The sequence below is a fragment of the Nocardia sp. NPDC003693 genome (assembly GCF_053981095.1).
This window is the reverse complement of record NZ_JBSFNO010000033.1, coordinates 47,246-70,083: the sequence shown is the minus strand read 5'-3', so window position 1 is coordinate 70,083 and position 22,838 is coordinate 47,246. Positions and strand designations below refer to the sequence as shown.

The 22,838-nt window shown below is 70.8% G+C and carries 21 protein-coding genes; 12 read left to right on the top strand and 9 right to left on the bottom strand.

Features of this window, described 5'->3' with window-relative positions:
- Positions 1-7: 7 nt before the first annotated feature.
- Positions 8-496, bottom strand: coding sequence for a hypothetical protein (locus tag ACWDOP_RS29405; protein ID WP_454200346.1), 489 nt, complete (start codon positions 494-496; stop codon positions 8-10).
- 470 nt (positions 497-966) lie between these two features.
- Between ACWDOP_RS29405 and ACWDOP_RS29400 the strand changes: the two genes are divergently transcribed.
- The 3 genes from ACWDOP_RS29400 to ACWDOP_RS29390 all read left to right on the top strand — a co-directional run bounded on the left by ACWDOP_RS29400 (position 967) and on the right by ACWDOP_RS29390 (position 3,821).
- The gene (locus ACWDOP_RS29400) at positions 967-2,163 is read left to right on the top strand and encodes a nitric oxide synthase oxygenase (protein WP_456347649.1); all 1,197 of its coding nucleotides are present in this window, start codon (positions 967-969) and stop codon (positions 2,161-2,163) included.
- 84 nt (positions 2,164-2,247) lie between these two features.
- Positions 2,248-2,904, top strand: a complete 657-nt coding sequence (locus ACWDOP_RS29395) for a TetR/AcrR family transcriptional regulator (protein ID WP_454200347.1) — start codon at positions 2,248-2,250, stop codon at positions 2,902-2,904.
- Positions 2,901-3,821, top strand: a complete 921-nt coding sequence (locus ACWDOP_RS29390; protein WP_456347631.1) for a TauD/TfdA dioxygenase family protein — start codon at positions 2,901-2,903, stop codon at positions 3,819-3,821. Before ACWDOP_RS29395 ends, ACWDOP_RS29390 begins: the two co-directional genes overlap by 4 nt.
- 112 nt (positions 3,822-3,933) lie before the next feature.
- Here the strand turns inward: ACWDOP_RS29390 and ACWDOP_RS29385 are convergent, their stop codons facing one another.
- A complete protein-coding gene (locus ACWDOP_RS29385; RefSeq protein ID WP_456347630.1) occupies positions 3,934-4,338 on the bottom strand; it encodes a pyridoxamine 5'-phosphate oxidase family protein in 405 nt (134 codons plus the stop codon).
- Between the two features lie 300 nt (positions 4,339-4,638).
- Here ACWDOP_RS29385 and ACWDOP_RS29380 point away from each other — a divergent pair, with 300 nt between their 5' ends.
- The 7 genes from ACWDOP_RS29380 to ACWDOP_RS29350 all read left to right on the top strand — a co-directional run bounded on the left by ACWDOP_RS29380 (position 4,639) and on the right by ACWDOP_RS29350 (position 11,432).
- On the top strand, positions 4,639-5,190 hold the full coding sequence (locus ACWDOP_RS29380) for a cytochrome C5 (protein WP_456347629.1): 552 nt from the start codon (positions 4,639-4,641) through the stop codon (positions 5,188-5,190).
- Positions 5,191-5,305: 115 nt separating this feature from the next.
- Positions 5,306-6,514, top strand: coding sequence for a molybdopterin-binding protein (locus ACWDOP_RS29375; protein WP_456347628.1), 1,209 nt, complete (start codon positions 5,306-5,308; stop codon positions 6,512-6,514).
- A 42-nt stretch (positions 6,515-6,556) separates the two neighbouring features.
- Complete coding sequence (locus ACWDOP_RS29370; protein ID WP_456347627.1) at positions 6,557-6,958, top strand: TOBE domain-containing protein; 402 nt, start codon at positions 6,557-6,559, stop codon at positions 6,956-6,958.
- 5 nt (positions 6,959-6,963) lie between these two features.
- Positions 6,964-7,743, top strand: a complete 780-nt coding sequence (modA, locus tag ACWDOP_RS29365) for a molybdate ABC transporter substrate-binding protein (RefSeq protein ID WP_456347626.1) — start codon at positions 6,964-6,966, stop codon at positions 7,741-7,743.
- A gap of 130 nt (positions 7,744-7,873) precedes the next feature.
- Entirely contained in the window at positions 7,874-8,608 is a 735-nt protein-coding gene (gene modB / locus ACWDOP_RS29360) for a molybdate ABC transporter permease subunit (protein WP_456347648.1), read from the top strand.
- Entirely contained in the window at positions 8,605-9,654 is a 1,050-nt protein-coding gene (locus ACWDOP_RS29355) for an ABC transporter ATP-binding protein (RefSeq protein WP_456347625.1), read from the top strand. The genes modB and ACWDOP_RS29355 overlap by 4 nt, the downstream gene beginning before the upstream one ends.
- A gap of 674 nt (positions 9,655-10,328) precedes the next feature.
- Entirely contained in the window at positions 10,329-11,432 is a 1,104-nt protein-coding gene (locus tag ACWDOP_RS29350) for a YihY/virulence factor BrkB family protein (RefSeq protein WP_456347624.1), read from the top strand.
- Positions 11,433-11,441: 9 nt separating this feature from the next.
- On the opposite strand, the gene ACWDOP_RS29345 is transcribed toward ACWDOP_RS29350, so the two are convergent.
- Entirely contained in the window at positions 11,442-12,152 is a 711-nt protein-coding gene (locus ACWDOP_RS29345; RefSeq protein WP_456347623.1) for a TerD family protein, read from the bottom strand.
- 356 nt (positions 12,153-12,508) lie between these two features.
- Between ACWDOP_RS29345 and ACWDOP_RS29340 the strand changes: the two genes are divergently transcribed.
- Positions 12,509-13,267: a M15 family metallopeptidase gene (locus ACWDOP_RS29340; RefSeq protein ID WP_456347622.1), complete on the top strand. Its 759-nt coding sequence runs from the start codon at positions 12,509-12,511 to the stop codon at positions 13,265-13,267.
- A 15-nt stretch (positions 13,268-13,282) separates the two neighbouring features.
- Here ACWDOP_RS29340 and ACWDOP_RS29335 read toward each other — a convergent pair whose 3' ends face one another.
- The 5 genes from ACWDOP_RS29335 to ACWDOP_RS29315 all read right to left on the bottom strand — a co-directional run bounded on the left by ACWDOP_RS29335 (position 13,283) and on the right by ACWDOP_RS29315 (position 19,329).
- Positions 13,283-14,755 carry a serine/threonine-protein kinase gene (locus ACWDOP_RS29335; protein WP_456347621.1) on the bottom strand — a complete coding sequence of 491 codons (1,473 nt, stop codon included), beginning with the start codon at positions 14,753-14,755 and terminating at the stop codon, positions 13,283-13,285.
- Between the two features lie 129 nt (positions 14,756-14,884).
- The gene (locus tag ACWDOP_RS29330) at positions 14,885-16,192 is read right to left on the bottom strand and encodes an NtaA/DmoA family FMN-dependent monooxygenase (protein ID WP_456347620.1); all 1,308 of its coding nucleotides are present in this window, start codon (positions 16,190-16,192) and stop codon (positions 14,885-14,887) included.
- A 44-nt stretch (positions 16,193-16,236) separates the two neighbouring features.
- Positions 16,237-17,055, bottom strand: a complete 819-nt coding sequence (locus ACWDOP_RS29325) for a sulfurtransferase (protein ID WP_456347619.1) — start codon at positions 17,053-17,055, stop codon at positions 16,237-16,239.
- Positions 17,056-17,416: 361 nt separating this feature from the next.
- Positions 17,417-18,412, bottom strand: a complete 996-nt coding sequence (locus tag ACWDOP_RS29320; protein ID WP_456347618.1) for an Acg family FMN-binding oxidoreductase — start codon at positions 18,410-18,412, stop codon at positions 17,417-17,419.
- On the bottom strand, positions 18,409-19,329 hold the full coding sequence (locus ACWDOP_RS29315) for a universal stress protein (protein ID WP_456347617.1): 921 nt from the start codon (positions 19,327-19,329) through the stop codon (positions 18,409-18,411). Before ACWDOP_RS29315 ends, ACWDOP_RS29320 begins: the two co-directional genes overlap by 4 nt.
- A gap of 399 nt (positions 19,330-19,728) precedes the next feature.
- Here ACWDOP_RS29315 and ACWDOP_RS29310 point away from each other — a divergent pair, with 399 nt between their 5' ends.
- Complete coding sequence (locus ACWDOP_RS29310) at positions 19,729-20,331, top strand: Rv1733c family protein (protein ID WP_456347616.1); 603 nt, start codon at positions 19,729-19,731, stop codon at positions 20,329-20,331.
- 4 nt (positions 20,332-20,335) lie between these two features.
- Here ACWDOP_RS29310 and ACWDOP_RS29305 read toward each other — a convergent pair whose 3' ends face one another.
- Positions 20,336-22,792, bottom strand: a complete 2,457-nt coding sequence (locus ACWDOP_RS29305; protein WP_456347615.1) for a heavy metal translocating P-type ATPase — start codon at positions 22,790-22,792, stop codon at positions 20,336-20,338.
- Positions 22,793-22,838 lie beyond the last annotated feature (46 nt).

The following is a 22,838-nucleotide window of genomic DNA, read 5'->3' as shown; positions in this document are numbered from 1 at the left end:
GAACCGGCTAGACCGACACCGACACCTTCACCCGTTCGGCCGGGCGCTCGGGCAGTGGCGTGCCCACGCGGTTGTAGACGTATTCGCCGGTGTGCGTGCGGCGTACCGGGCTGTTCGGCTGCTCGGCCAGGCGCGCGCACGCCGCCTCGATCAGTTCCAGCCGGTCCGGCAGCCCGGCGGGCGGCTCCCAGCCGTTGATCTCCAGCGCGGCCCCGATCGCCGGGGGATCGATGCTCGCACCGCACTCGGACAGCAGTTCGCGCACCAAACTCATGACCGGTCCGACCGGATCGGCCTGCGCGGCCAGTCTCCGGTACGTGCGAGCGTCGTCGAGCTTCCGGGCGACCGAGAGGAATCGTGCACATTCGTAGCGCAATTCCGCGTTCGGTTCGACGTCGGCTTCCAGATCGACCAGCGCTTCGTAGTAGCCGCTCAAATTCGCCAACACCGCTCGCGTCTCGTGTACACGCTCGGCGACAACATCAGCGATATTCATCTTCAACGCTCCCCACGGTGACAACGCACGAACAGGTCGCGGCACATCCGATCACACCGAGCGCCCCATTCCGGGCGCGGCGCGCCGAGTTTCGCCACGCAGAACTCGAGTCACATACGCGGAGTGTTGAACAGGACACGCTGGGCTTTCCCGTGTCTGTGCGACACCGGGGTCTCGAGGATGCAGTTGATCTTTTCTGTATCGCCGACGACACATCGGCTGTGTCGCTGGTGATTTGCCGACCGTAACTCCGGTTCTTCTTGGTCATTCCGGGCAAATCTCAGGCGTGATCGTGCGATATTGGTTCGCGGGAGGGGGGATGTGAAGCGGATTGCCGGGCGAACCCGGTGATCACCGGCACAACCCATGGAGGCACCGGTTCAATGTCGATCAACACCGTGGCTGCGCAGCCCGAGCTCGTCGCCGCGGCCGATCTCGTTTGTCCGCACCGCAACTCGTCGGCGCACCCGATGCTGGCACACCGCTCGGTCTCGATTCCGGACCGCGTGGCCGAATGCGAGGAGTACTTCGCGCTGCCCGAATTGGCGCATCTGCCACCCGGCCGCGGCACGACCGTGGTCCGGCGACTGCGCAAAACGGGCACCTATCGTCACACGCTCGAAGAATTGAGCGTGGGGACGAAATTGGCGTGGCGCAATCATGATCGATGCGTCGGCCGCAAACACTGGCGGGCGCTGGAATTGCGCGACGCGCGCACGGCCACCACCGCCGCCGAGATCGCCGAGGCCTGCTGGGAGCATCTGCGCCTGGCCACCAATAGGGGAGCGGTGCGTTCGATCATTACCGTCGCGCCGCCCGCGGACGCGCAGGGGCGCGGGTTCCGCATCGTGAATTCCCAGCTCATTCGATATGCCGGATACCGAACGGGCGGAGATATTCTCGGCGATCCGGCCAATGTCGAACTGACCGATCTCGCCCGCGAGCACGGCTGGCACGGCGCGGGCGGGCGCTTCGACGTGCTGCCCCTGCTGATCCAGGAGCCCGACGGCACGACGCGGTGCTTCGACGTCCCGCCGGATCTGGTGCTGGAGGTGCCGCTGCGGCATCCGGATTTCGCCTGGTTCGGCGATCTCGACCTGAAATGGCATGCGGTACCGGCGGTCTCGAACATGGATCTGGAGATCGGCGGGCTCAGCTACACCTGCGCGCCGTTCAACGGCTGGTACGTCTCCTCCGAGATCGGGCGCAACCTCGGCGACACCGACCGCTACGACATGCTGCCCACCATCGCCGACCGGATGGGCCTGGACCTGAGCAGCGATCGCACGCTGTGGCGGGACCGGGCGCTGATCGAACTCAGTCGCGCGATTCTGCACAGCTACAAGCGATCTCGCGTGCACCTGGTCGATCATCACACCGTGGCGCGGCAGTTCCTCGATCACGTCAATCGGGAGGAGGCGGCGGGGCGCAGTTGCCCGACGGACTGGAGCTGGATCAATCCGCCGCTCTCGGCCAGCCTCACGCCCACCTTCCACCGGTATTACGACGCACCGGATCCGCACATCCGGCCGGCGTTCGTCCGGCGCGACGCGCAGCCGCCGGAGCCGCGGCGCGCGGTGGCGGATCCGGAACCCGCGCGGCGAGGCTCGTTGTGGCGCACCGTCGGTCGCGCCTTCCGGCGCTCGGGCTCGGACCGGGAGGAGTAGGGGGCGAAGGGGGTCCCGCGTCGAATAAGGATCGGCTCGAGTTAATCCCGATCGCGTTTAACGCACGTGCGTTAAATTGCGTACATGGCGGCGAAGGAACAGATCCTGGCCGCGGCGGAGCGGTTGTTCGCCGAGTTCGGCATCGAGTCGGTGTCGCTGCGGCAGATCGCCGTCGCGGCCGGACAGCGCAACACCTCCGCGGTGGCCTACCACTACGGCAGCAAGCAGGCGCTGGTCGAGGCCGTCTACGTGTGGCGGATGACCACGGTGAACGCGCAGCGGCTGGCCCGGCTGGCCGAGCTCGGTGACACGGGTTCGGTCGCCGAACTGGTGCGCGCGCTGATCGACCCGCTGGCGGCGACCCTGCACGCACCCGAACTCGACGGCGAGCCGAGCTGGTATCTGCGATTCATCGCCGAAACCCTGTGGCGCCCACCGTTCGAGGCGGTCGGCAACACCCTGCGCGGCCCCGAGGCCGAGAGCGTCCGGCTCGTGGTCGACGGGCTGGCGCGCCGGTTGGACGCGGTGCCCGCCGCGGTCTTCGGCGAGCGCATGCGCCTGGTCGCCATGCTCGTGGTCACCGCGCTCGCCGATCGCGAACGCCGGTTGCAGGAACCGGATCCGCCGGATCATCTGGCCGGGCTCGGTCTCGAGGTGCTCGCCGACGCCGCCACCGCCATTCTCACCGCTCCGTGGGCGCCGCCAGGCCCCAGTGTCCCAACGAAACAAGGATCGTCATGACCGCTGCCTACGCCACCCTGGGCGATATGCTGACCGGCCGTTCGCTGGCCGCCGGACCGCGCACCCTGCATCGCCTGCCCGGCGGCGCGGAGAGCGCGCCCTACGAACTGTTCACCCTCGTGCCGCAGACCGCGCTGATCGGCGCCGAGATCTCCGGCATCGATCTGCGCGAGCCCATCGGCCCGGAGTTGTTCGCCGAACTCGATCGCGCGCTGCTGGAATGGAAGGTCCTGTTCTTCCGCGACCAGCACCTCACCGGTACCCAGCATCGCGACTTCGCGCGGCTGTGGGGCGAACTCGAGGTGCACCCCTTCCTGCCGCAGGGCGAGGTGCCCGAGATCGTGCGATTCGCCAAGGACGCGGAAAACCCGGGCGTCGAGAACGCCTGGCACACCGATGTCACCTGGCGTGAGCGACCCGCGCTCGGTTCGGTGCTGCGCGCGCTCGAGGTGCCGCAGGCCGGGGGCGACACGTTGTTCGCGGATATGGCCGCCGCGTACGACAATCTGCCCGCCGCGCTGAAGGAGCGGATCGACGGTCTCGAGGCGATCCACGACTTAACCCTGCCGTTCGGGCAGTTCCTGTCGCCGGAGGACCTCGCGCGCCGGCAGGCCGAGTTCCCGCCGGTCGCCCATCCGGTGGTTCGCACCCATCCCCGGACCGGGCGCAAGACCCTGTTCGTGAACGCGGTCTTCACCACCCACATCGTCGGCCTCGACCCCGCCGACGGCGAAGATCTGCTCCGGCAGCTGTTCCAGCAGGCCCGGATTCCGGAGTACCAGGTCCGATTCCATTGGGCCGCGGGCTCGATCGCCTTCTGGGACAACCGCGCCACCCAGCACTACGCGGTGAACGACTACTTCCCGAACCGCCGCGTCATGGAACGCGCCGCCATCCTCGGCGATCGCCCGATCTGAGGCATACGCGGGATCGGCCGGGTCGTGCGTGATTCCGCGTTGTGCGCGGCTCGATCGAGCGCGTCCGGGACTTCGCGGGCGGATCCGGAGCAGCACCGAAAGCTGCTGCGGCTCAGCTGATCCGGTGCGCGGTCTCGCTCAGCCGATGCGGCGGTGCGAGGTTGAAGCGGCGGCAGCCCGAACAGCGCTGCTCCGCGGCGCCCGGACTGTAGACGTGGTGCAGGACGGCGCGACTCGGGAACACCTCGAGCGCACCGTCTTCCAGCACCGCGTGCCCGTCGACGATGAGCGCGTGGGTGTCCGGGCGCGGCGGCGGCCACAGCAGCGTCACGGCCGGATTGGCGGCGATATTGCGGCAGGTCGCCGGACCCGGCGCGAGGATTCGGAACCGGTCCCCGGTCAGCGCCGGTTCCAGCGGCGTGGTGTGCGGTCCGGTGTCGCCGATGCTCACCAGGAAGGCGAGGTCGAACCGGCCGATCAGCTCGACCAGTTCGGTGGGCAGCTCGGGCGCGTCCATGTCACCAGGGTAGGCGAGTTCGCGGGGATCGCGCGCCCATTTATCCGCGTATGAGGGTGTATAGGTCGAATGTAACCGTGTTTGCGGTTTGCTGGATCATCGCCGCCCTGCGCTCGATGTCGCGGCCGCGGGGTCCGATTGCACCCGCGTGCCGGGATCTCGGCGACCGCGCCGATGTCATCGCCGCCCGACCCGGTGGACGCGAGGATCCCGGAGCCCGGGTGCGCGGTCAGCGGGTGCACGTCCCGGGCCGGTCTCGGTACGGTGGGGCCACTGTCACCACGGGAGAGGCGAGACTCGATGGACCCGATCGATCGGCTGGGCGAGGAGATCGCGCGCCGTGGACTGCTGACCGCGCCGGAATCGGGCGCCGGGATCATCTTCGGCACCGCGCGGGTGCCCGCCCTGGGGCTGGTGGTCACCGTCAACGTCGATCCCGAACTCGACGATCGCGACGACCTGGACGCCGAGGCGCTGCTGTCCGGCATCGCACGGCTGCTCGGCCTGCCGGCGGGTGAGTGGGCGCGCCTGTGCGACGAGATCGCGCTCGAGATCGAGGAGGCCGTCGGCGATCAGCCCGTCGTGGAGGAGACCGACCTGCGCGCGGATCTGACGCTGCGCTCCACCGTCGTCTTCCACGATGCCTTCCTGCTGTCCTTCGCGGCCCCGAAACAGTTCCCCGACAGCTGGATTCGAGTGCAGCTCGATGCGGAGTTCGCGCTGCAGGACCTCGTGGTCGATCCCCGGGACGATGACGACGCCATCGAATTCGACAGCCTCGACGATCTGCTCGACCAGCTGAGCGCGGCCGGGGAATCCGACGCACAGCCGGCCGCTCGCCCGGGTGAGTAACCAGCAATGAACATGCAACTGCGTAGAAAATGACTCGAAATCTCCGCAGATGAGGATCTGACCCCGGAGCCGGTTTCGTCGTGGAAACGGCCGCTGCGGAAGGGCGGGTGCGGGGGTGCGGAGTCGATCCCTGGAAGTGCTGGACGGCGTCGGGGTGGCGGTCCGGGACCTCGATTCCCGCCTGCGTGATGTGCTCGAACCGATTCCCGCGCGGTCGGCGCCGGTGGTCGACGCGCTCGGCGCGACCCTGGCCGAACCGTTCGTCGCCGGGGCCCAGTCGCCCGCGGCCGACACCGCCGCGATGGACGGCTTCGCCGTCGGCGGCGGCGGGCCCCGCTGGTCCCTGCTGCTGGGCAACCAGGTGGCCGGGCGGCCCGCCGCCGGCACGCTCGCCGAGGGTGAGGCCATCCGGATCTCGACCGGCGCGCCGGTGCCCGGCGGGACGACCGCGGTGCTGCGCCGCGAGCACGTGCACATCGAACGCACCGGGCGCCGCTGGTCGCTGCTCGCGCTGCCGGACGCCCCGCGCCGCAACGACCTCCGCGCCCGGGGCGAATACTGGTCCGCCGGAGCCGAACTCGCGCCCGCGGGCGCCCGGGTCGACGCCGCGCTGATATCGGTGGCGTTGAGCGCCGAGGCGCCGATCGCGGCGGTCCGGGGTCCGCTGCGCGCCGACGTGCTCATCACCGGCGACGAAATCCGCGCCGCCGGCGCGCTGGCGCCCGGGCAGGTGCGCGACGCGCTGGGCGCGGTGTTGCCGCACTATCTGCGCGGCTGCGATATCGAGTGCCGGCGGGTCTGGCCCGTCCCGGACGACCGGGAACTGCTGCGCGCCTGGTTCGCGCTCGACACCGACGCCGAGTTGGTCGTCTCGGTCGGCGCCACCGGGCGCGGCGCGGCGGACCGGTTGCGCGCGGTGCTCGCCGACCTCGGCGCGCGAATCCTGATCGACGGGGTGCGCGTGCGGCCCGGCGGATCCCAGATCGTGGCCCGGCTACCCGACGGCCGCACCCTGCTGGCCCTGCCCGGCAACCCGCTCGCCGCGGTGACCACCCTGCTGGTGACCGGGCGGGTGCTGGCGAACGTGCTCACCGGACGGCGCCCGGATCCGCCGCTGTGGGGCCGGATAGCGGACGCGGCCGCCCCCGCGGACGGCCCGACCCGCGTCGTACCCGCGCGACAGGTCGACGGCGGCGTGTGGCGCACGCACGGCGCGGTGCGCACGCCGCACCTGGCCGATCTGCTCGGCGCCCAGGCCCTGGCCCTGCTCCCGGCCGGGACCGGGCGCGGCGCGCTCGTGGAAATCGTGCCGATTCCGCGATGAGTTGGATTTGCGAGCCGCACACGCGGCAATATCATTCCTCCTGTGACGAATTTGCGGATCAGTGAGGCTGCGGCACTGCTCGGGGTCAGCGATGACACCGTGCGGCGCTGGATCGACCAGGGCCGGCTGCCCGAGGTGAAGCTGGAGAACGGCCGCAAGGGCGTGCGCGGCGCGGACCTGGCCGAGGTGCTGCGCGCCACGAACGCCGAGGCGACCGCGCTGGGCGCGACCGTCGCGGCGTCGGCGCGAAATCGCATGCGCGGCATCGTGACCCGCATCGTCAAGGACACCGTCATGGCGCAGGTGGAGATGCAGGCCGGACCCTTCCGGCTGGTGTCGCTGGTGAGCCGGGAATCGGTCGATGAACTCGGTCTCGAGGTCGGCAGCATCGCCGTGGCCTCGATCAAATCGACCCATGTCGTGGTCGAAATACCAGAAGGTTGATGAGGATGAAGGCATTTCGCACACTCGGCGCCGTCGCCGCCGTGCTCGCGGTCACCGCGGCCGTCGCCGGATGTGGCTCGGACAGCTCCGAGCAGAGCTCGGATCAGGTGTCCGGCACCGTCACGGTGTTCGCGGCCGCGTCGCTGACCGGCACGTTCACCGAGCTGGGAAAGCAGTTCGAGGCCGCGCATCCGGGCACGAAGGTCGTCTACAGCTTCGCCGCCAGCTCCGCGCTCGCCGAGCAGATCAAGCAGGGCGCGCCCGCCGACGTTTTCGCCTCCGCCGCGCCCGCGAACATGCAGCAGGTCGTCGACGCCGGTGAGGTCACCGGGCAGCCCGACACGTTCGTGAGCAACCGCCTGGAAATCGCGGTGCCGGACGGCAATCCGGGCAGGATTACCGGTCTGGCCGACTTCGGGAAGTCCGAACCGCGCATCGCGCTGTGCGCCGAGCAGGTGCCGTGCGGCGCCGCCGCCAAGAAGGTCTTCGAGATCGCCGGCATCACCCCGCAGCCCGATACCCGCGAGCAGGACGTGAAGGCGGTGCTCACCAAGGTCACCCTCGACGAGGTCGACGCGGCGCTGGTGTACCGCACCGACGTGCAGGCCGCCGGGAACAAGGTCGAGGGCATCGACTTCCCCGAGTCGGCCAAGGCGGTCAACACCTACCCGATCGCCGCGCTGGCCAAGGCGCCCAACGCCGCCGCGGCCGCCGCGTTCGTCGACTTCGTCAAGTCCGACCAAGCCAAGAAGGTTTTCGCGGACGCGGGATTCGATACGCCGTGATTCGTGCGCAGACCGGGACGCGAGCGTGTGACATCGCGACGGGTTCGCGGTGACCCGTTCCGCCACTCGCAGGCGGGCAGCCGCGGGACGACGACCTGTCGTCCTGGTGCTGCCCGCCCTGCTGGCGCTGATGTTCCTGGCCGTGCCGCTGCTCGGTCTACTGGTGCGCGCGCCGTGGGCGACGCTCCCCGAACGGTTGTTCAGCCCGGAAGTCGGCCAGGCCCTGCGGCTCTCGCTGATCTGCGCCAGCGCGGCGACGGTGATCTGCCTCGTACTCGGCATCCCGCTGGCGTGGCTGCTCGCGCGCGCCCGGGTACCGGGCAGCGGGCTCATCCGCGCGCTGGTCACGGTGCCCCTCGTGCTACCCCCGGTGGTGGGCGGTGTCGCGCTGCTGCTGGTGTTCGGGCGGCGCGGCCTGATCGGGCAGTACCTGTACGACTGGTTCGGGGTGGCGCTGCCGTTCACCACGCCGGGGGTGATCGTCGCCGAAGCCTTCGTGGCCATGCCGTTCCTGGTCATCTCGGTGGAAGGCGCGCTGCGGGCGGCGGATTCACGCGTCGAGGAGGCGGCCGCGACCCTGGGCGCCTCGCCCTGGTACACCTTCCGCCGGGTCACCCTGCCGTCGGTGCTGCCCGGCGTGATCGCGGGCGGGGTGTTGTGCTGGGCCCGCGCGCTCGGTGAGTTCGGCGCCACCATCACCTTCGCTGGAAACTTCCCCGGCACCACCACGACCATGCCGCTGGCGGTCTACCTCGCCCTGGAGACCGATCCGGACGCGGCGATCGTGCTGAGCCTGGTGCTGCTGTTCGTCTCGGTGGGCGTACTGGTCTCGTTGCGCGAGCGCTGGATTCGAGGTCCGGTATGACCCTGCACGCTCGAATGCGGGTCGAGCGCGAGAACTTCGACCTCGACCTCGATCTGACCGCCGAACCCGGCGAGGTGGTCGCGCTGCTCGGCCCCAACGGCGCGGGCAAGACCACGGCGTTGCGCGCGCTGGCCGGACTGCTCCCGCTGTCGGCGGGCGAGATCACCGTGGACGACGAGGTCTGGGACGCCCCGCCGGGGGTCTTCGTGCCCGCCGATCGCCGCCGCGTCGGCGTGGTCTTCCAGGATTATCTGCTGTTCCAGCATCTTTCGGCCCTGGAGAACGTCGCGTTCGGGCTGCGCGCACGGGGCGTGCGCCGGGTCGAGGCGCGCCGCACGGCCGCGGACTGGCTGGAGCGGGTCGGCCTGGGTGCGCAGGCCGCCGCCCGGCCCCGGGCGCTGTCCGGCGGTCAGGCGCAGCGCGTGGCCCTGGCCCGCGCCCTGGCCACCGATCCCCGGCTGCTGCTGCTCGACGAGCCGCTGGCCGCCCTGGATGCGGGCACCCGGCTGCAGGTCCGCTCGGACCTGTCCCGGCACCTGCGGGAGTACGGCGGTCACACCGTCGTGGTCACCCACGATCCGCTGGACGCCATGGTGCTGGCCGACCGGCTCGTCATCCTCGAGCACGGCCGCGTGGTCCAGCAGGGTCCGCCTACCGAGGTCGCGCGCCGTCCCCGCACCGACTACGTGGCGAACCTGGTGGGCCTCAACCTGTTCCGGGGCGAGGCCGAGGGAAACACCGTCACCCTGCCCACCGGCGCCCGCTTCACCGCGGCCGATCCCGTGTCCGGTCCCGTCTTCGTGGCCTTCGCGCCCGCCGCGGTCGGCCTGTACCCCACCCGACCGACCGGGAGCCCGCGCAACTGCTGGCCCGTCACCGTCGCGGGCCTGGAACAGCACGCCAACATCACCCGGGTGCGGCTCGGCGGGACACCGCCGGTGCTGGCCGACATCACACCGGCCGCCGTGGCCGAACTCGACCTGCATCCGGGCCGTCCGCTCTGGGCCGCGGTCAAGGCCACCGAGATCCACACCTATCCCGCGTGAGGGGAGAACGTCACCGATCGCGGTTACGCCGGGGAAGCGGGCGCACGTGCGAGATACGCCCTGGCGGGCGCGATGGTCCGGCCGGATGCACACACGGCCCGGACGCGGGCATCGTCTCCGGGCGGGCGCTGCCACGCCACATCCGGATCCGTAGTGCCGCACAATACTTCACGCAATAACAGCGCAAACAAGGGTTGGGTCAGGGCCGGGTTCGAGTCGGCCCTGACGCCGGATTATGTGTGTTAGGGGCGATTCAGAGGGACGGTCCGGAGAGGAAGGCGGGGCACCAGCCGCCGCCCGGGGGCGCGGCGGGCAAAATCTTCTCCGGGGCCGGGACCGGACGTTCCGGGCCGATGGCTCCCTTTCCGGGTCCGGCGGGGGGTGGGACGTCACCGGAGGCGAGGGCGTTGGCGGGCGGGAGGATGAGAACGGCAACCGATACCAGCGCGCCAAACAGTAGGCCGATTGGTTTCTTTGCTGTCATGTTTCGACGATACAACCGGGTGTGAGTCGGCTGGTTTTAACACGCCCGCACAGGATGGATTATTTTGGTGAAGTTGAATGTCGGACTCGCGGTTCGGATGCCGATGCTGTATGTATCCGCGCGCGTGACCGGGGTCGCCCGTTTGTGCCGGTGCGGGCCGGGTATTCGAGCCTCGAGCGGGAGGTTCGGTATGCAGGACTCGGTAGCGGTCGCCGAAGATCATCCGGCCGCGCCCACGGATATGCGCGGCGAATCGTGGTTGTGGGTGCTGCGGCGTACCGCCGCGCAACTGCTGAAGGACAAACTCACCGATTCGGCTGCGACACTTACCTATTACAGTGTGCTGTCGATCTTCCCCGGCATTCTCGTGCTCTCCGCGCTACTCAGCATGCTGGGCCCGAACGCGACCGGATCGCTGATCGAGACCGTCCGCGAGATCGGCCCGGGCAGCGGTACGGCGCTGCTGGTGGACGCGCTGCGCGAACTCGACGGTTCGAGCTCCCTGGCCGGGCCGCTGGCCATCGCGGGCCTGATCACCGCCATGTGGACCGCCTCGGGCTACATCGGTGCCTTCATCCGCGCGGTGAACGCCATCTACGGCACCGAGGAGGGCCGCCCGATCTGGAAGACGGTGCCGCTGCAACTGGGCCTCACCGCGATCATGATGGTGCTCGTCGCCCTGTGTGGACTCGGGGTCGTCGCGAGCGGGTCGATCGCCGACAAACTCGGCCGGTGGCTGGGATTCGGCACGGCCGGCATCACCATCTGGAATATCGCCAAATGGCCGGTGCTCGCGCTGCTGGTGAGTTTCGCGCTGGCGACGCTGTATTGGATCGCGCCCAATGCGCGCCAGCTCGGATTCCGCTGGCTCACACCGGGAAGCGTGCTCGCGGTATTCCTCTGGATCGTGGCATCGGCCGGATTCGCTTTCTACGCCGCGAATTTCGGCACCTATAACAAGGTCTACGGTTCGCTGGCCGGCGCGGTGGTATTTCTGATCTGGTTGTGGATCACCAATCTCGCGGTTCTACTCGGTGCGCAATTCGACGCCGACCTGGCGCGCGCCCGCCGGCGGGAACGGGGCGGCTCACCCGAGGACGACCCCGTGCTGCCGCCCCGGGACGCGCCGGATGTGGCCGAGCTCGAACCGAGTGCCGCGACGGCGGATTCGAGCCCGGTGCGGGTCGAACCGAGCGCGGCGGAGCGGGGGCTCGAGCCGCGCCCGGTGGTGGCGGACGCCGAGCCGGACGCGCCGGTGCGCGACCGGGATTCGCACCTCAGTGGCGCCGGGTGAGCCTTCCCGTCAGGTCAGGTGCTTCGTCAGTGCCGGCAGCGTCTCGAGCGGATGCGTCGCGGTGACCGGATACCCGATCGGGCGCAGTCGCCACCCCGCGGATGTGCGCAGCACCGCCGCCACCAGCATGCCGGTCGCCGGGGTGGTGGTCAGATCGAGGAAGCTGAGTTCGGCGCGGCTGACCCCGTCCATGATGCGGCAGTAGGCGTTGGGAACCGTGTCGAAGGTGTGCCGGTGATAGGAGGTGACCGCGAAGACGATCGCGGTCGCTGCCGGATGCACGCGCGAGAGATCGGCCGTGATGACCTCGCACTCACCGGCGCCCGTGCTCCGCAGGGCGCTCCCGTGATGGCGAATCGCGTTGTCGCCGGAGATGAGCCGATCGAAGTAGACCGCATCGAGCAGCGTGCGACCGGCGAAGACCAGCGCCGCGGCGTCGAGATCCGCCGCATCGGAACGCGTTCCGCCGTTCGCGCCGGATCGGCCCCACCCCAGACCCATCCGGACATGGCGGACGGTGGGATTGTGCGCGGCGCCCGGCGGTTCGAGCCCCGGGAGCGGCACGGTGCCCGGGATCTGGCCCGCGGGGTGCGCGATCCGCGAAATCGATTGGCGCCGCGTACTGGATCGACCGATCCGGACCCGATGTCCGGTCCGGGGCCGGTTGGCCGACTCGTTCCACACAACCCGCACGACATCTCGCTGGACCGTTTCCCGCATGGGCAACTCCTGTTCTGCCATGTGCGGAAACGGATCCCGTCGCAGACAGCCATCCCGGCCTGAGCGCAGGCCGCCTCGCGGGCGCGATTTCGCCCTGCTCGCAGCAGATTTCACCGATACCTTCGGCGTAGGGTGCTCTGCGGCTGGGCTCCGACCGGAATACCACCCGTGACGCATTGTGGTTGCGCCGCAACGGGGTTCGTCTCGCACAATCATCCGCGTGCCGTCAGTATACCGTGCGGGTTCGCCGGCCACGGCGAAGTGCGCGACCGGCGTGTCCGGTGACGGCGGTGCGGGCGAACGAGCGGGGCCGTAGCGGGCGGCCCGCTAACCGGGGTGATTGATAGCCTGCAGCCATGGCTGGTCTGCGGCGGTGGCTGCTGGTACTCACGGTGCTCGGCCTGGGCGTCGGCTGTGCCCCGGAGGCGCCCGGAGAGCGCGCGCCGGAAGCGTCCGCAGAACGCGCGACGCGCGAATCCGCGACCGCCACAGCGGTTCCGGCGGTGCCGCCGGTGTCCGAGCAGGCCCGCGCGGCCGGGTTCGTCGATGTCCGGACGGTGGTGCCCGACGCCGTCCTCGACCTGCGGTACGCGACACCGGACAACTTCGTCGGCGTCGCGCTGTACCCGCCCTCCGCCCGCTGCCTGGTGCACGAGTCGATGGGGCCGGGCCTGGTGACCGCCGCGGCGCGGTTGCGCGACGCTGACGCGGTGCTGGTCTTCTGGGACTGCTATCGGCCGCACGAGACGCAGGTGCGCATGTTCGAGGCGGTGCCGGATCCGGGCTGGGTGGCGCGTCCGGGCGATTACGCGCGCAGCCACGAGGCGGGGCGCTCGGTCGATGTGACGTTCGCGCGGAACGGCGGGCCGTGCCCGCCCGAACGGCGTTCGGGCGACCGGTGTCTGGCGGACATGGGCACCGATTTCGACGAGTTCTCGCCCGCCGCACAGGCGTTCGCGACCGCCGGTGTCGGCACCGCGGCGCAGGCCGATCGTGCCCTGCTGCGCGCGGCGATGCTCGCGGGCGGGCTGGCCGTGTACCCGGGGGAGTGGTGGCACTTCGACGGGCCGGGCGCCTACGTCGAACGCCCGATTCTCGACGTGCCGGTGGGCTGAGCGCGCCGCGCTCGTTCAGCGGCGCAGGGTCGCGTAGATGGTGAGGTTGCGATTCTTGGACGCCGCGAAGTACGTGGACGTGAAGTCCAGTGTCCCATCGTCCTTCGGGGTGAGGGTGATCGAGGATTGCACGCAGGTGCCCTGATCGATCGACTCGGTCAGCTTCCGTGTCGTGCCGTCGGCGGCGTACCCGGTCTCGGTCCACACGCCCCGGCAATTCAGCTGCGGATAATTCACCAGCGCGCGCAGCGGCGGCCCGTCCGAGATGTCCGCGATCACGTCGAATCCGGACTGATCTCCCGAGACGGTGCCGGTCCAGCGGCCGCTGAGGGATGCGCCGGATGCGGCCGGTCCGGAGGCGCCGGGGACGGTCGAGGAGATCGCCGACTGCGGCCCCGGTGACCCGCCGGAGTCGCCGGTGTCGTCCGAACGAATCGCGAGCACGGCCGCCGCGACGACCACCGCGACCACCGCCGAGACGGCGGCGCTGAGCACGAGTCCCCGGCGGGCGCGCCCGCCGGCGGCCGGTATCGCGGGTTCCGGTGGCGCGGGCGGCCCCGGCCGGGTCGGTGTCGTGGGCGCGGGCGACTGTGTCGGGGAGGTGACGGTGACGGCCAGATGCGCGGTGGCCAGCGCGGACGCCGCCGCCTCGGCCAGCGCCCGGCAGCTCGGGTAGCGATCCGCGGGATCCTTCGCCATGGCGGTCGCGATCACCGCGTCGATCGCGGGCGGCAGGTGCGGGTGCGTCTCACTCGGGCGCGGGGGCGCGGCGGCCATGTGGGCGTGCATGATCGCCATCGGATTGGACCGGGGGAACGCCACCGAACCGGTGAGCATGGCGTGCAGGGTGCAGCCCAGCGAATAGATGTCCGCCCGGTGATCGACCTCCACGCCCTCGATCAACTCCGGGGCCGCGTAGGCCAGCGTCCCCAGGAAGCTCCCCGTCTGGGTGAGGACCGTCGCGCTGTCCAGGGTGCGCGCGATTCCGAAGTCGCTCACCAGGACCCGCTCGGAATCGGGCGATCCGTCCCACCCGGGGGTCACCATCAGGTTCGCGGGTTTGATGTCGCGATGCAGAATGCCGTGCCGATGCGCCGCGTCGAGTCCGCGCGCGGCCTGGGTGAGGATGTCCAGCGCCTGCGCGGGCTCGAGTCCGTTTCCCCGCTCGCTCAACAGCATCGCGGCGTTGGAGCCGTCGACGAACTGCATCGCCAGCCACATGAGCCCGTCCGCGTTCCCGCAGTCGTGCACCGACACGACGTTCGGGTGGTCGAGCTGGGCGGCCAGGTGCGCTTCGCGCTCGAACCGCACCCGGAAAGAGGGGTCCACCCCCAGCGCCGGCGCGAGCACCTTGAGCGCGACGTGTTTCGGCAGCCGCGGATGCCGGGCGAGGTACACCGTTCCCATGCCGCCGGTGCCGAGCGCGCGCACGATCGTGTAGCCCGCCAGCACCGATCCCGGTGTGAGACTCGCCAACGATCCGCCCACCTGTACTACGGTTCCAACACTTCGGCGTCTACAAACATAACGCCGAGTGGTCCCGGCACAAACTCACGCCCCGACCGCCGAAGTCCGAGTTCAGCGGCGCGCTGTCCGGTCCGGTCGGGCCCGTGGGGGTCAGGCGCGCGGGTGCGGCACTCCGAAGCGCTCGCGCAGGGTCCGCTCCGCGTACTCGCGGCGAAAGATGCCCTTGCGCTGCAGCAATGGGATCACATGCTCGACGAACAGCTCCAAACCGCCCGGTAGCGTGTCGAATTGGATGACGAAGCCGTCGGCGGCCCCGGTGCGGAACCAGTGTTCGAGATCGTCGGCGATCTGCTCGGGGCCGCCGACGACAGTGCGGTGGCCCTGCCTCGGCTCGGCGGCCAGTTCGCGCACGGTCCGATGCCGATTGCGTTCCAGGTAGAGCCGGATCGACGTGTCGAAACCCACCGAGCTGTAGGTGTCTCCGGTCGTTGTCAGCAGCTCCAGGGGGAAGGGCCGGTCCGGGTCCAGGGCCCGCGGGTCGACGCTCGCCCAGCGGGCGAACCGTTCGATCGGATCGCCTGTCCACCCGGTGATCTCGTCGTGCGCGGCGATCCGGCGCCGCGCCTCGGCCTCGGTCGAGCCGACCACGGGATTGATGCCGGGCATGACCGCGATACTGCCGGGCGCGCGACCGTATTTCGCGGCGGCCGCCCGCAGCCGCGCGGCGTACTCCCGAGCCGGCTCGATGAACAGCGCGGAGACGAACACCGCGTCGGCGAAGCGGGCGGCCAGATCCTGACCGCCCTCGGAGCCGCCGGCCTGGGTCAGTAGCGGGCGGCCCTGCGGGGAGGGTGGCAGCTGCAGTGGCCCGGCCACCGAATGATGCTGTCCGGCATGGTCGATCGGCTTGATCAGATCGCGATCGACGGCGATCCCGGCCGCGGTGTCCAGCACCAGCGCACCCGGCGCCCAGCTGTCCCACAGCGCGGTGACGACCTCCACCGTCTCGACGGCACGCTCGTATCGCGCGGCGCGATCGGGCAGTTCGGCGAAGCCGTAGTTGTGTCCCTCGGGCCGGTTGCGGCTGGTGACCACGTTCCAGCCCACCCGCCCGCCGGAGAGGTGATCCAGGGACGCGAAGGCCCGCGCGATGGCGTACGGCTGGTGGAACGTGGTCGAATACGACCCGATCAGGCCGATGCGCGACGTCGCGGCGGCCATGGCGGCCAGGGTCACGATCGGATCGAGCCCGGAGTTGGGATACCCCTCCGGGTGCAGGTAGGAATTGTCCGCCATGAAGACGGTGTCGAACAGCCCGTCCTCGGCGATGCGGGCGACCCTCGCGTAGTGCGCGGGATCGAAGAACGCCCGGGGGTCGGTCCCGGGTGTGCGCCAGGCCGCCGGGTGGATACCGGCCCCGGTGACATTGACGTTGAGATGCAGCGTGCGTTCGGACATGGGGCATCGACCTCGGCGGGTGTATTGCGGTGGGGTGGTCCGGATCAGCCCGGCTGGGTGCCCGCCACCACCGGGCGGGCGGGGTCGGTGACCCACTCCGAGAACGAACCGGGATACAGAGCGGCGGTGACGCCGATGGCCGCCAGCGCCAGCACGTCGAGGGTGGCCCCGGTGCCGCCGCCGCAGTACGCGCCCCACCCCTCGGTCCGGCCCAGCCCCACCCGGGTGTAGGCCGCGATCAACTCGTCGGCGCCGCGCAGCAGGCCGTTCGCGTCGATGTTGTCCGCACCCGGCAGATGCACCGCGCCCGGAATATGGCCGCCCGCAGGATCTCCGGCGTAGCCCGCGAGATCGCGGGCGTCGAGCAGTACGCCCGATCGCGCGAGGCCGGCGGCCTGGTCGGCGTCGAGCACCGGCAGCGAGCCGGGGACCACGGTGAACGAACCGGGTGTCACCTCCGGCAACTCATCGCTCAGTTCGCCGCCGAGCGCGGTCCAGGCCAGGAGGCCGCCGTCGAGGTAGCGCACCTCGGGAACACCGGCCCAGCGCAGGGTCCACCAGGCGCGCGCGGCCAGTGCCGGGGCCTCGGGGCTGTAGACCACCACGAGGGTGCCGGCGTCGATTCCCCAGCGGCGCACCGCATCCTGGAACCGCGCCGGGTCCGGCAGCGGGAAAGCGCCCGAACCCTCGGACGGCGGTGCGACCAGATCGGTGCTCAGCGCCACCGGCCGCGCGCCGGGAATGCGGCCCGCGGCGTCGTCGGCGGGCTCGCGCCGCACCTCGAGCAGGACCACGGGACGATCGGACCCGAGCTGATCGCGCAGGGCCGCGGCGGTGATGATCACGTCGCCGGTGCTGGACATGCGAACTCCCCTCCGGAGGCCGAGCGCGCTCGGACCCCGACACGGACGATGGTGGAGCGGCGATGCCGGGGTCGCGTCGCGAAAGCGCCCACCGTGTGCCGCGACTGCAAAGGTAGTTTCGCGGCCGATGCCGATCACCATTTACGGTCGTCGAAATTTAAAAGGGGCGACTACCGGCGACTTTCAAGCCGGGCTACAACAATCATGTAGGCGAACTCGCCGATGAAATAGCCGGCCGGATCCGGAATCCCGTGGGCCGCGTGTTCTCCGAACCGAGTGGGGCCGACGGCACCCGGGCGGGAGCGCGCAGGCCGCGCATCGCGACGCCGCGGCGGAATGGGTACCGGAGTCCGCCCCGGCGCTAGCGCACGACGAGGAAGTCCGAGACCGGAAGGCGGGGGGTTGCCGTGCGCGGGCCGTCGTCCGGGGCCGTGCCCGCACGAATGATCAACTGCGGCACGGTGTGATCGGGGAGCAGACCGGCGATGAGGTTGCGGGCCTGGGCCAACTCGGTGATGTGGGTCAGTGTGCAGGTCGCGATCCCGGCGGCCGCGCACTCGAGCAGCACGATGGACAGCGCGCCGCCGGTGCGGATCCAGTCGTCGGGGGTGTCGGCGGGGGAGCTCAGCACCAGTAGGGCGGCGGCGTCGGGGGTGCGGTCCCGCGGCGCGTCGGCGCCCTCCGGCTGCGGGAAGTCGCGGGCGATCGGGACCAGCGCGGCGGCGGCGTGCGGGTTGAGCGCGCGCTCCGGAATCCCGGTCGACTGGCCGGAATGGCCTGCCCACCAGCGCAATTCGGCCTGGTACGGCATGTCGTACCGCTGGAGCGCGGCGGTTTGCCCGGACACTTTGGTCAGTTCGGTACGCGCCCGCTCGTCCAGGACGTCCAGCAGGATCTCGAACCGCACCGCCAGGTGCGCGAGTTCGTCCGGGACCTCGGACCACTCGCGCGGCGCGCGCATGGGGCGGCGCTCGGAGTACCGCGCGGTGATGGCCTCGGCTCGGATCCGCACCGCGTCGGGCAGTTCCGGGCCCGCGCGAAAGCGCAACGCCGCCAGGTGATCCGGCCGGTCGCGTTCGGGCAGCAGGGTGATCTCGGTGCCCCAGCCCAGCGTGAGGAAGGCGGTGCGGGCGTGCTGGAGCATCGCCCCGCAGCTGATGATCATCTGCCGGCCGCGCGGATCCGCCAGGGGGAGTTGGCGGGTGCGATCGCTGAACAGGTGCAGCACCCCGCCCTGCCACTCCCAGCGCCACGGTTGCGAATTGTGCACCGACGGCGCGCGGGACGCCAGTGTCAGGGCCGCCTCGACCGTGTGCCGATCGGGTACGGTCTGGCCCTCGGCCGGCGCGGTGGTCACCCGCGGTTCCGTGCTTCGTGCACCACCATGACCGGGCAGTGCGAGCGCTGCACGAGGGTGTTGCTGGTGGAGCCGAGCAGTCCGCCGACGATCGCGCCGCGACCGCGGCTGCCCACCACCAGCAACTGCGCGGTTTCGGACATCTCGGCGAGCAGTTCCCGGGCGTCGCCCCGCACCACCTGCCGCCGCACACTCACATCCGGGAATCGCTCCTGCCACCCGGCCAGGCGCTCGCCCAGGACCTCTTCCTCGGCGCGCAGCACATCCTCGGGATCGGCGGGCGGTTGCAGCAGCCGGGCGTAGCTCTCGTAGAAGGGCTCCTGCCAGGCGTGGACCGCCACCAGGGGAACGCCGCGCAGGGACGCCTCCTCGAAGGCCGCGGCCGTGGCCGCGTCGCTGGTGGCGCTGCCGTCCACACCCACGACCACCGGCCCGTCGCTCCAGCGGCGCTCGGCGCCGCGCACGACGACCACCGCGCCGTCGCTCTTGCTCACGACCGCCAGCAGGATCGACCCCAGCCGGCCCGCGCCGGTGCGATCGACGGGGCCGCCGATCACGACCAGATGCGCGCTCGCGGAGAGCTCGATCAGCAGCGAGGCCGGGTGCGCGCTGCTCACCTCGGTGCGCACGACCGCGGCAGGTGCCAGCTCTCGCACGAGTTCGGCTGCGGCGGAGACCTTCTCGTCGCCGTACTGGTGGATCGACTCGGTGACGTCGGGTTGCAGTTGCGAGTACGAGCCCAGCAGCGCCCGGGTCACGTCCAGGTTGGTTCCGGTCACGACGAGCAGCTCACGCCCACGCTGCGCCGCGATGTCGGTGGCCCAGCGCACCGCGTCCGCGGCGGCGGGCGACCCGTCGACCCCGACCACGACGGGGGCCGATGCCAGCTGATGCGGATTGTCGGCGGCGAGATCCATCCGAGCCTCCCTCGTCGATGAATGGCTGATCCGGGTCGAACGTGCGGGTGACCTCGACCTTACCCGGCTAACTTTCAGCATCCGTTCGGGTGTGGTCAACGGCTCGTCCGGGGGCGGCCCGTGCGGGGGTGTTCGGCGGGGGACGTCGTACCGGATGAACCGGGCGGCCGATCCGGCGCGGGCGCTCGGGACTCGAATCCGACGGCGGCGCTGCGGATTCGAGTCCGCGGGGCGGCGAAGTGCGCGGAGCGGGAACGGAATCGGCACGTTTCGGTCGCTTCGGCGTGTCACATAAGCGTGTCGTTGCGTTTTCCCTGCACAAACCACTTTTTGCGGGGTATCGAAGTGGGTATTGCTATCGGGTAGTCGGTGGTGTGGCACCGGGAGGAGGTGGGCCGGGTGTCGGAGACGCCGTCCTGGTCGATTCGGTGGTGGCGGATGCTGCCCTGGAATCCCAGTCCGCTCATGCGAGGTTCGGATCGATTCGAGATCGTGCTGCGGTTCTTCGCGGCGATCGCGGTGGTGGTGGCGGTGCCCGTGGCGGGCGCCGCGGGCACCGCCGGTTACACGGGGGCGGCGGCGCGGATCGCGGCCCAGGACGCGGGCAAGTCCCAGGTCGAGGCGCAGGTGACCGAACAGGCGGTGCGGCTCGGGACCTCGGATCGCTACGGGGCGTACCACGATCGCTACGAGGCACGGGTGCGCTGGACCTTCGCGGGCACCGAGCAGACCGCGAAGGTCGAGGTCGACACCCTCGCTCAGGTGGGCGAGCAGGTGCCGCTGTGGATCGATCGCGACGGCAAACCCGCCACCGCGCCCACCCGCGCGGGCGCGGCGGCGGCCGAGGGGATCGGCACCGGCCTCGCGCTGCTGGTCGAGACCTGGTGCGCGGCAGCGGCTTCGGTGTGGATCGCGAGCACGGTGCTGGAGTCGCGGCGCAACGCGCGCTGGGAGCGCGAATGGCGGGAGCTGAACCGGCCGATCGGCAAGGACACGCTCTGACCGGTTACTCGAGCGGCGCCGGGCGCAGATCCAGGCGGCGCAGCAGCTGCGCGTTGACCGCGACGACGACCGTGGACGCCGACATGAGCAGGGCGCCGACCTCCATGGGCAACGTGATGCCCCAGGGCGCCAGCACGCCCGCGGCCAGCGGGACCGCGATGATGTTGTACCCCGCTGCCCAGACCAGATTCTGAATCATCTTGCGGTAGGTCGCTTTCGAGAGGGTGATGACCGAGACCACCGACCGCGGGTCGTCGCTGGCGAGCACGACCCCCGCCGAGGCGATGGCGACGTCGGTGCCCGCCCCGATGGCGATGCCGACATCGGCGCGGGCGAGCGCCGGGGCGTCGTTGACGCCGTCGCCCACCATGGCCACCCGGTGGCCCGCGTCCTGCAGCGCCTGGACCTTCGCGCCCTTGTCCTGCGGCAGCACACCGGCGAACACCTCGTCGATGCCGAGCCGGGCGGCCACCGTGCGGGCCACCGGTTCGGCGTCACCGGTGATCATGGCGACGTGAATGCCCCGGGCGTGCAGATCCGCGACCGCGCGCTCGGATTCGGGCCGGATCTCGTCGGCCAGGGCCAGCGCGCCGACCACCGCGCCGTCCCGCAGCACGTGCAGCACCGTCGAACCCTCCTCGGCCCACGCGGCCGCCTCGGGTGCGGGATCGAGGCCGTGCTCGGCCAGCATGCCGGGTCCGCCCACGCTCACCGTCGCGCCGCCCACGGTAGCGGTGACCCCGATTCCGTTGCGGGCGGCGAAGTCTCCGGCCACGGGCACGGTCAGCCCGCGGTCGGCGGCGGCCTGGACGATGGCCCGGCCGAGGGGATGCTCGCTGTCCGATTCCGCGGCCGCGGCCAGGGCGACGACCTTGTCCGCGCTCACCGCCGCCGTCGTGGCGGCCACCCCGGCCACGGCCGGTTCGCCGCGGGTCAGGGTGCCGGTCTTGTCGAACAGCACCGCGTCCACGGTCCGCATGGCCTCGAGCGCCCGGCGATCGGTGATGAGGATGCCCGCCTTGGCCGCGCGCTCGGTGGCGATCGACACCACCAGCGGAATGGCCAGGCCGAGCGCGTGCGGGCAGGCGATGACCAGCACGGTGATCGTGCGCGTCACCGCCGAATCCGGCTCGCCTAGCAGGGTCCACACGATCGCGGTCAGCACCGCCGCGCCCGAGGCGAACCAGAACAGCCAGCCCGCCGCGCGATCGGCGAGCACCTGCGCGCGCGAGGTCGAGTTCTGCGCCTCGGCGACCAGGCGCTGGATGCCGGCCAGCGCGGTGTCCGCGCCGACCGCCGAAATACGAACGCGCAGTGCGGAATCGGTGGTGACGGTGCCGGCGATCACCGGATCTCCGGCCGTGCGCCGCACCGGGCGCGATTCACCGGTCACCATGGATTCGTCGACGTCGGCGGTGCCCGATTCCACTGTTCCGTCCGCGGGGACCCGGCCGCCCGGCCGCACCACGACCAGGTCGCCGGTCCGCAGCGAATCCAGCGTGACCGTGGTGACGGACCCGTCGTCCCCGACCCGCTCGGCCTCGTCGGGCAGCAGCGCGGCGAGGGACTCCAGCGCGTTGGAGGCCTGCCCGAGCGATCGCATCTCGATCCAGTGCCCGAGCAGCATGATCACGATGAGCAGCGCTAGTTCCCACCAGAAATCCAGTTCGTGCGACAGCACCCCGAGCGTGGAGCCCCAGGACGCGACGAACGCCACCGTGATGGCCAGCGCGATGAGCAGCATCATGCCCGGCTGCCGCGCCCGTATCTCGCTGACCGCTCCGGTCAGGAACGGCCGCCCGCCCCAGATGTACATGAGCGTGCCCAGCGCGGGCGAGACCCACCGCAGCGCCGACGGCACGTCGTACCCCACCAGGTCCGCGAACATCATGTCCGCCGCCACGGTCGGGATGGCGATCACGAGCATGATCCAGAACAGGCGCCGGAACATGCCCACGTGGTCCCCGTGCCCGGAGTGGGCGTCGTGCCCGGAGTGGGCGTCGTGCCCTGAGTGACCGTCGTGCCCGGAGTGGGCGTCGTGCCCTGAGTGGGCGTCGTGTCCGCTGTGTTCGTCGTGCCCGTTGTGGCCGCTGTGGCCGCTGTGCGTGGCGTGGTTGCCGTGCTCGGCTGAATCGCTCCGGCCGTCATGCCCGTCGGGATCGCGTCGCACGGCCGTGTCTTGTCCGTCGTGGCTCGAGTCCCGACCCTCGCGCTCGTCGTCGCCGTGCCCGGCCGAGTCGCGGTGGCCGTCGTGCAGGCCCCGGGTGGCGTGCTCGTGCCCGGCGTGACCGTGGTGGCCGTCGTGCTCGGTGTGGGTGCCGTCGCCGGGCGCTGCGCTGTGGCCGGAATGGTCTGCGGCAGCGGTCATGTCGGCGGCCGGGCGGGCCGGGTGTCGCTCGTGCTCGTGGCCCGTCGGGGTCGGGTCTGCGCCGGAACCGGACGAAGCATGATCAGCGGACATGATTTCGACTATATACCCTAGGAGGGTATCGGTGGGGGAGGCGCTT

Excerpts from the sequence above, each read along its gene's own strand:
- ACWDOP_RS29330 (WP_456347620.1), bottom strand. The coding sequence starts at position 16,192 with ATGTCCGAACGCACGCTGCATCTCAACGTCAATGTCACCGGGGCCGGT.
- ACWDOP_RS29395 (WP_454200347.1), top strand. The coding sequence starts at position 2,248 with ATGGCGGCGAAGGAACAGATCCTGGCCGCGGCGGAGCGGTTGTTCGCC.
- modB (WP_456347648.1), top strand. The coding sequence starts at position 7,874 with ATGTTCCTGGCCGTGCCGCTGCTCGGTCTACTGGTGCGCGCGCCGTGG.
- ACWDOP_RS29380 (WP_456347629.1), top strand. The coding sequence starts at position 4,639 with ATGGACCCGATCGATCGGCTGGGCGAGGAGATCGCGCGCCGTGGACTG.
- ACWDOP_RS29400 (WP_456347649.1), top strand. The coding sequence starts at position 967 with ATGCTGGCACACCGCTCGGTCTCGATTCCGGACCGCGTGGCCGAATGC.
- ACWDOP_RS29355 (WP_456347625.1), top strand. The coding sequence starts at position 8,605 with ATGACCCTGCACGCTCGAATGCGGGTCGAGCGCGAGAACTTCGACCTC.
- ACWDOP_RS29385 (WP_456347630.1), bottom strand. The coding sequence starts at position 4,338 with ATGGACGCGCCCGAGCTGCCCACCGAACTGGTCGAGCTGATCGGCCGG.
- ACWDOP_RS29350 (WP_456347624.1), top strand. The coding sequence starts at position 10,329 with ATGCAGGACTCGGTAGCGGTCGCCGAAGATCATCCGGCCGCGCCCACG.
- ACWDOP_RS29340 (WP_456347622.1), top strand. The coding sequence starts at position 12,509 with ATGGCTGGTCTGCGGCGGTGGCTGCTGGTACTCACGGTGCTCGGCCTG.
- ACWDOP_RS29405 (WP_454200346.1), bottom strand. The coding sequence starts at position 496 with ATGAATATCGCTGATGTTGTCGCCGAGCGTGTACACGAGACGCGAGCG.
- ACWDOP_RS29345 (WP_456347623.1), bottom strand. The coding sequence starts at position 12,152 with ATGCGGGAAACGGTCCAGCGAGATGTCGTGCGGGTTGTGTGGAACGAG.
- modA (WP_456347626.1), top strand. The coding sequence starts at position 6,964 with ATGAAGGCATTTCGCACACTCGGCGCCGTCGCCGCCGTGCTCGCGGTC.
- ACWDOP_RS29305 (WP_456347615.1), bottom strand. The coding sequence starts at position 22,792 with ATGTCCGCTGATCATGCTTCGTCCGGTTCCGGCGCAGACCCGACCCCG.
- ACWDOP_RS29390 (WP_456347631.1), top strand. The coding sequence starts at position 2,901 with ATGACCGCTGCCTACGCCACCCTGGGCGATATGCTGACCGGCCGTTCG.
- ACWDOP_RS29325 (WP_456347619.1), bottom strand. The coding sequence starts at position 17,055 with ATGTCCAGCACCGGCGACGTGATCATCACCGCCGCGGCCCTGCGCGAT.
- ACWDOP_RS29315 (WP_456347617.1), bottom strand. The coding sequence starts at position 19,329 with ATGGATCTCGCCGCCGACAATCCGCATCAGCTGGCATCGGCCCCCGTC.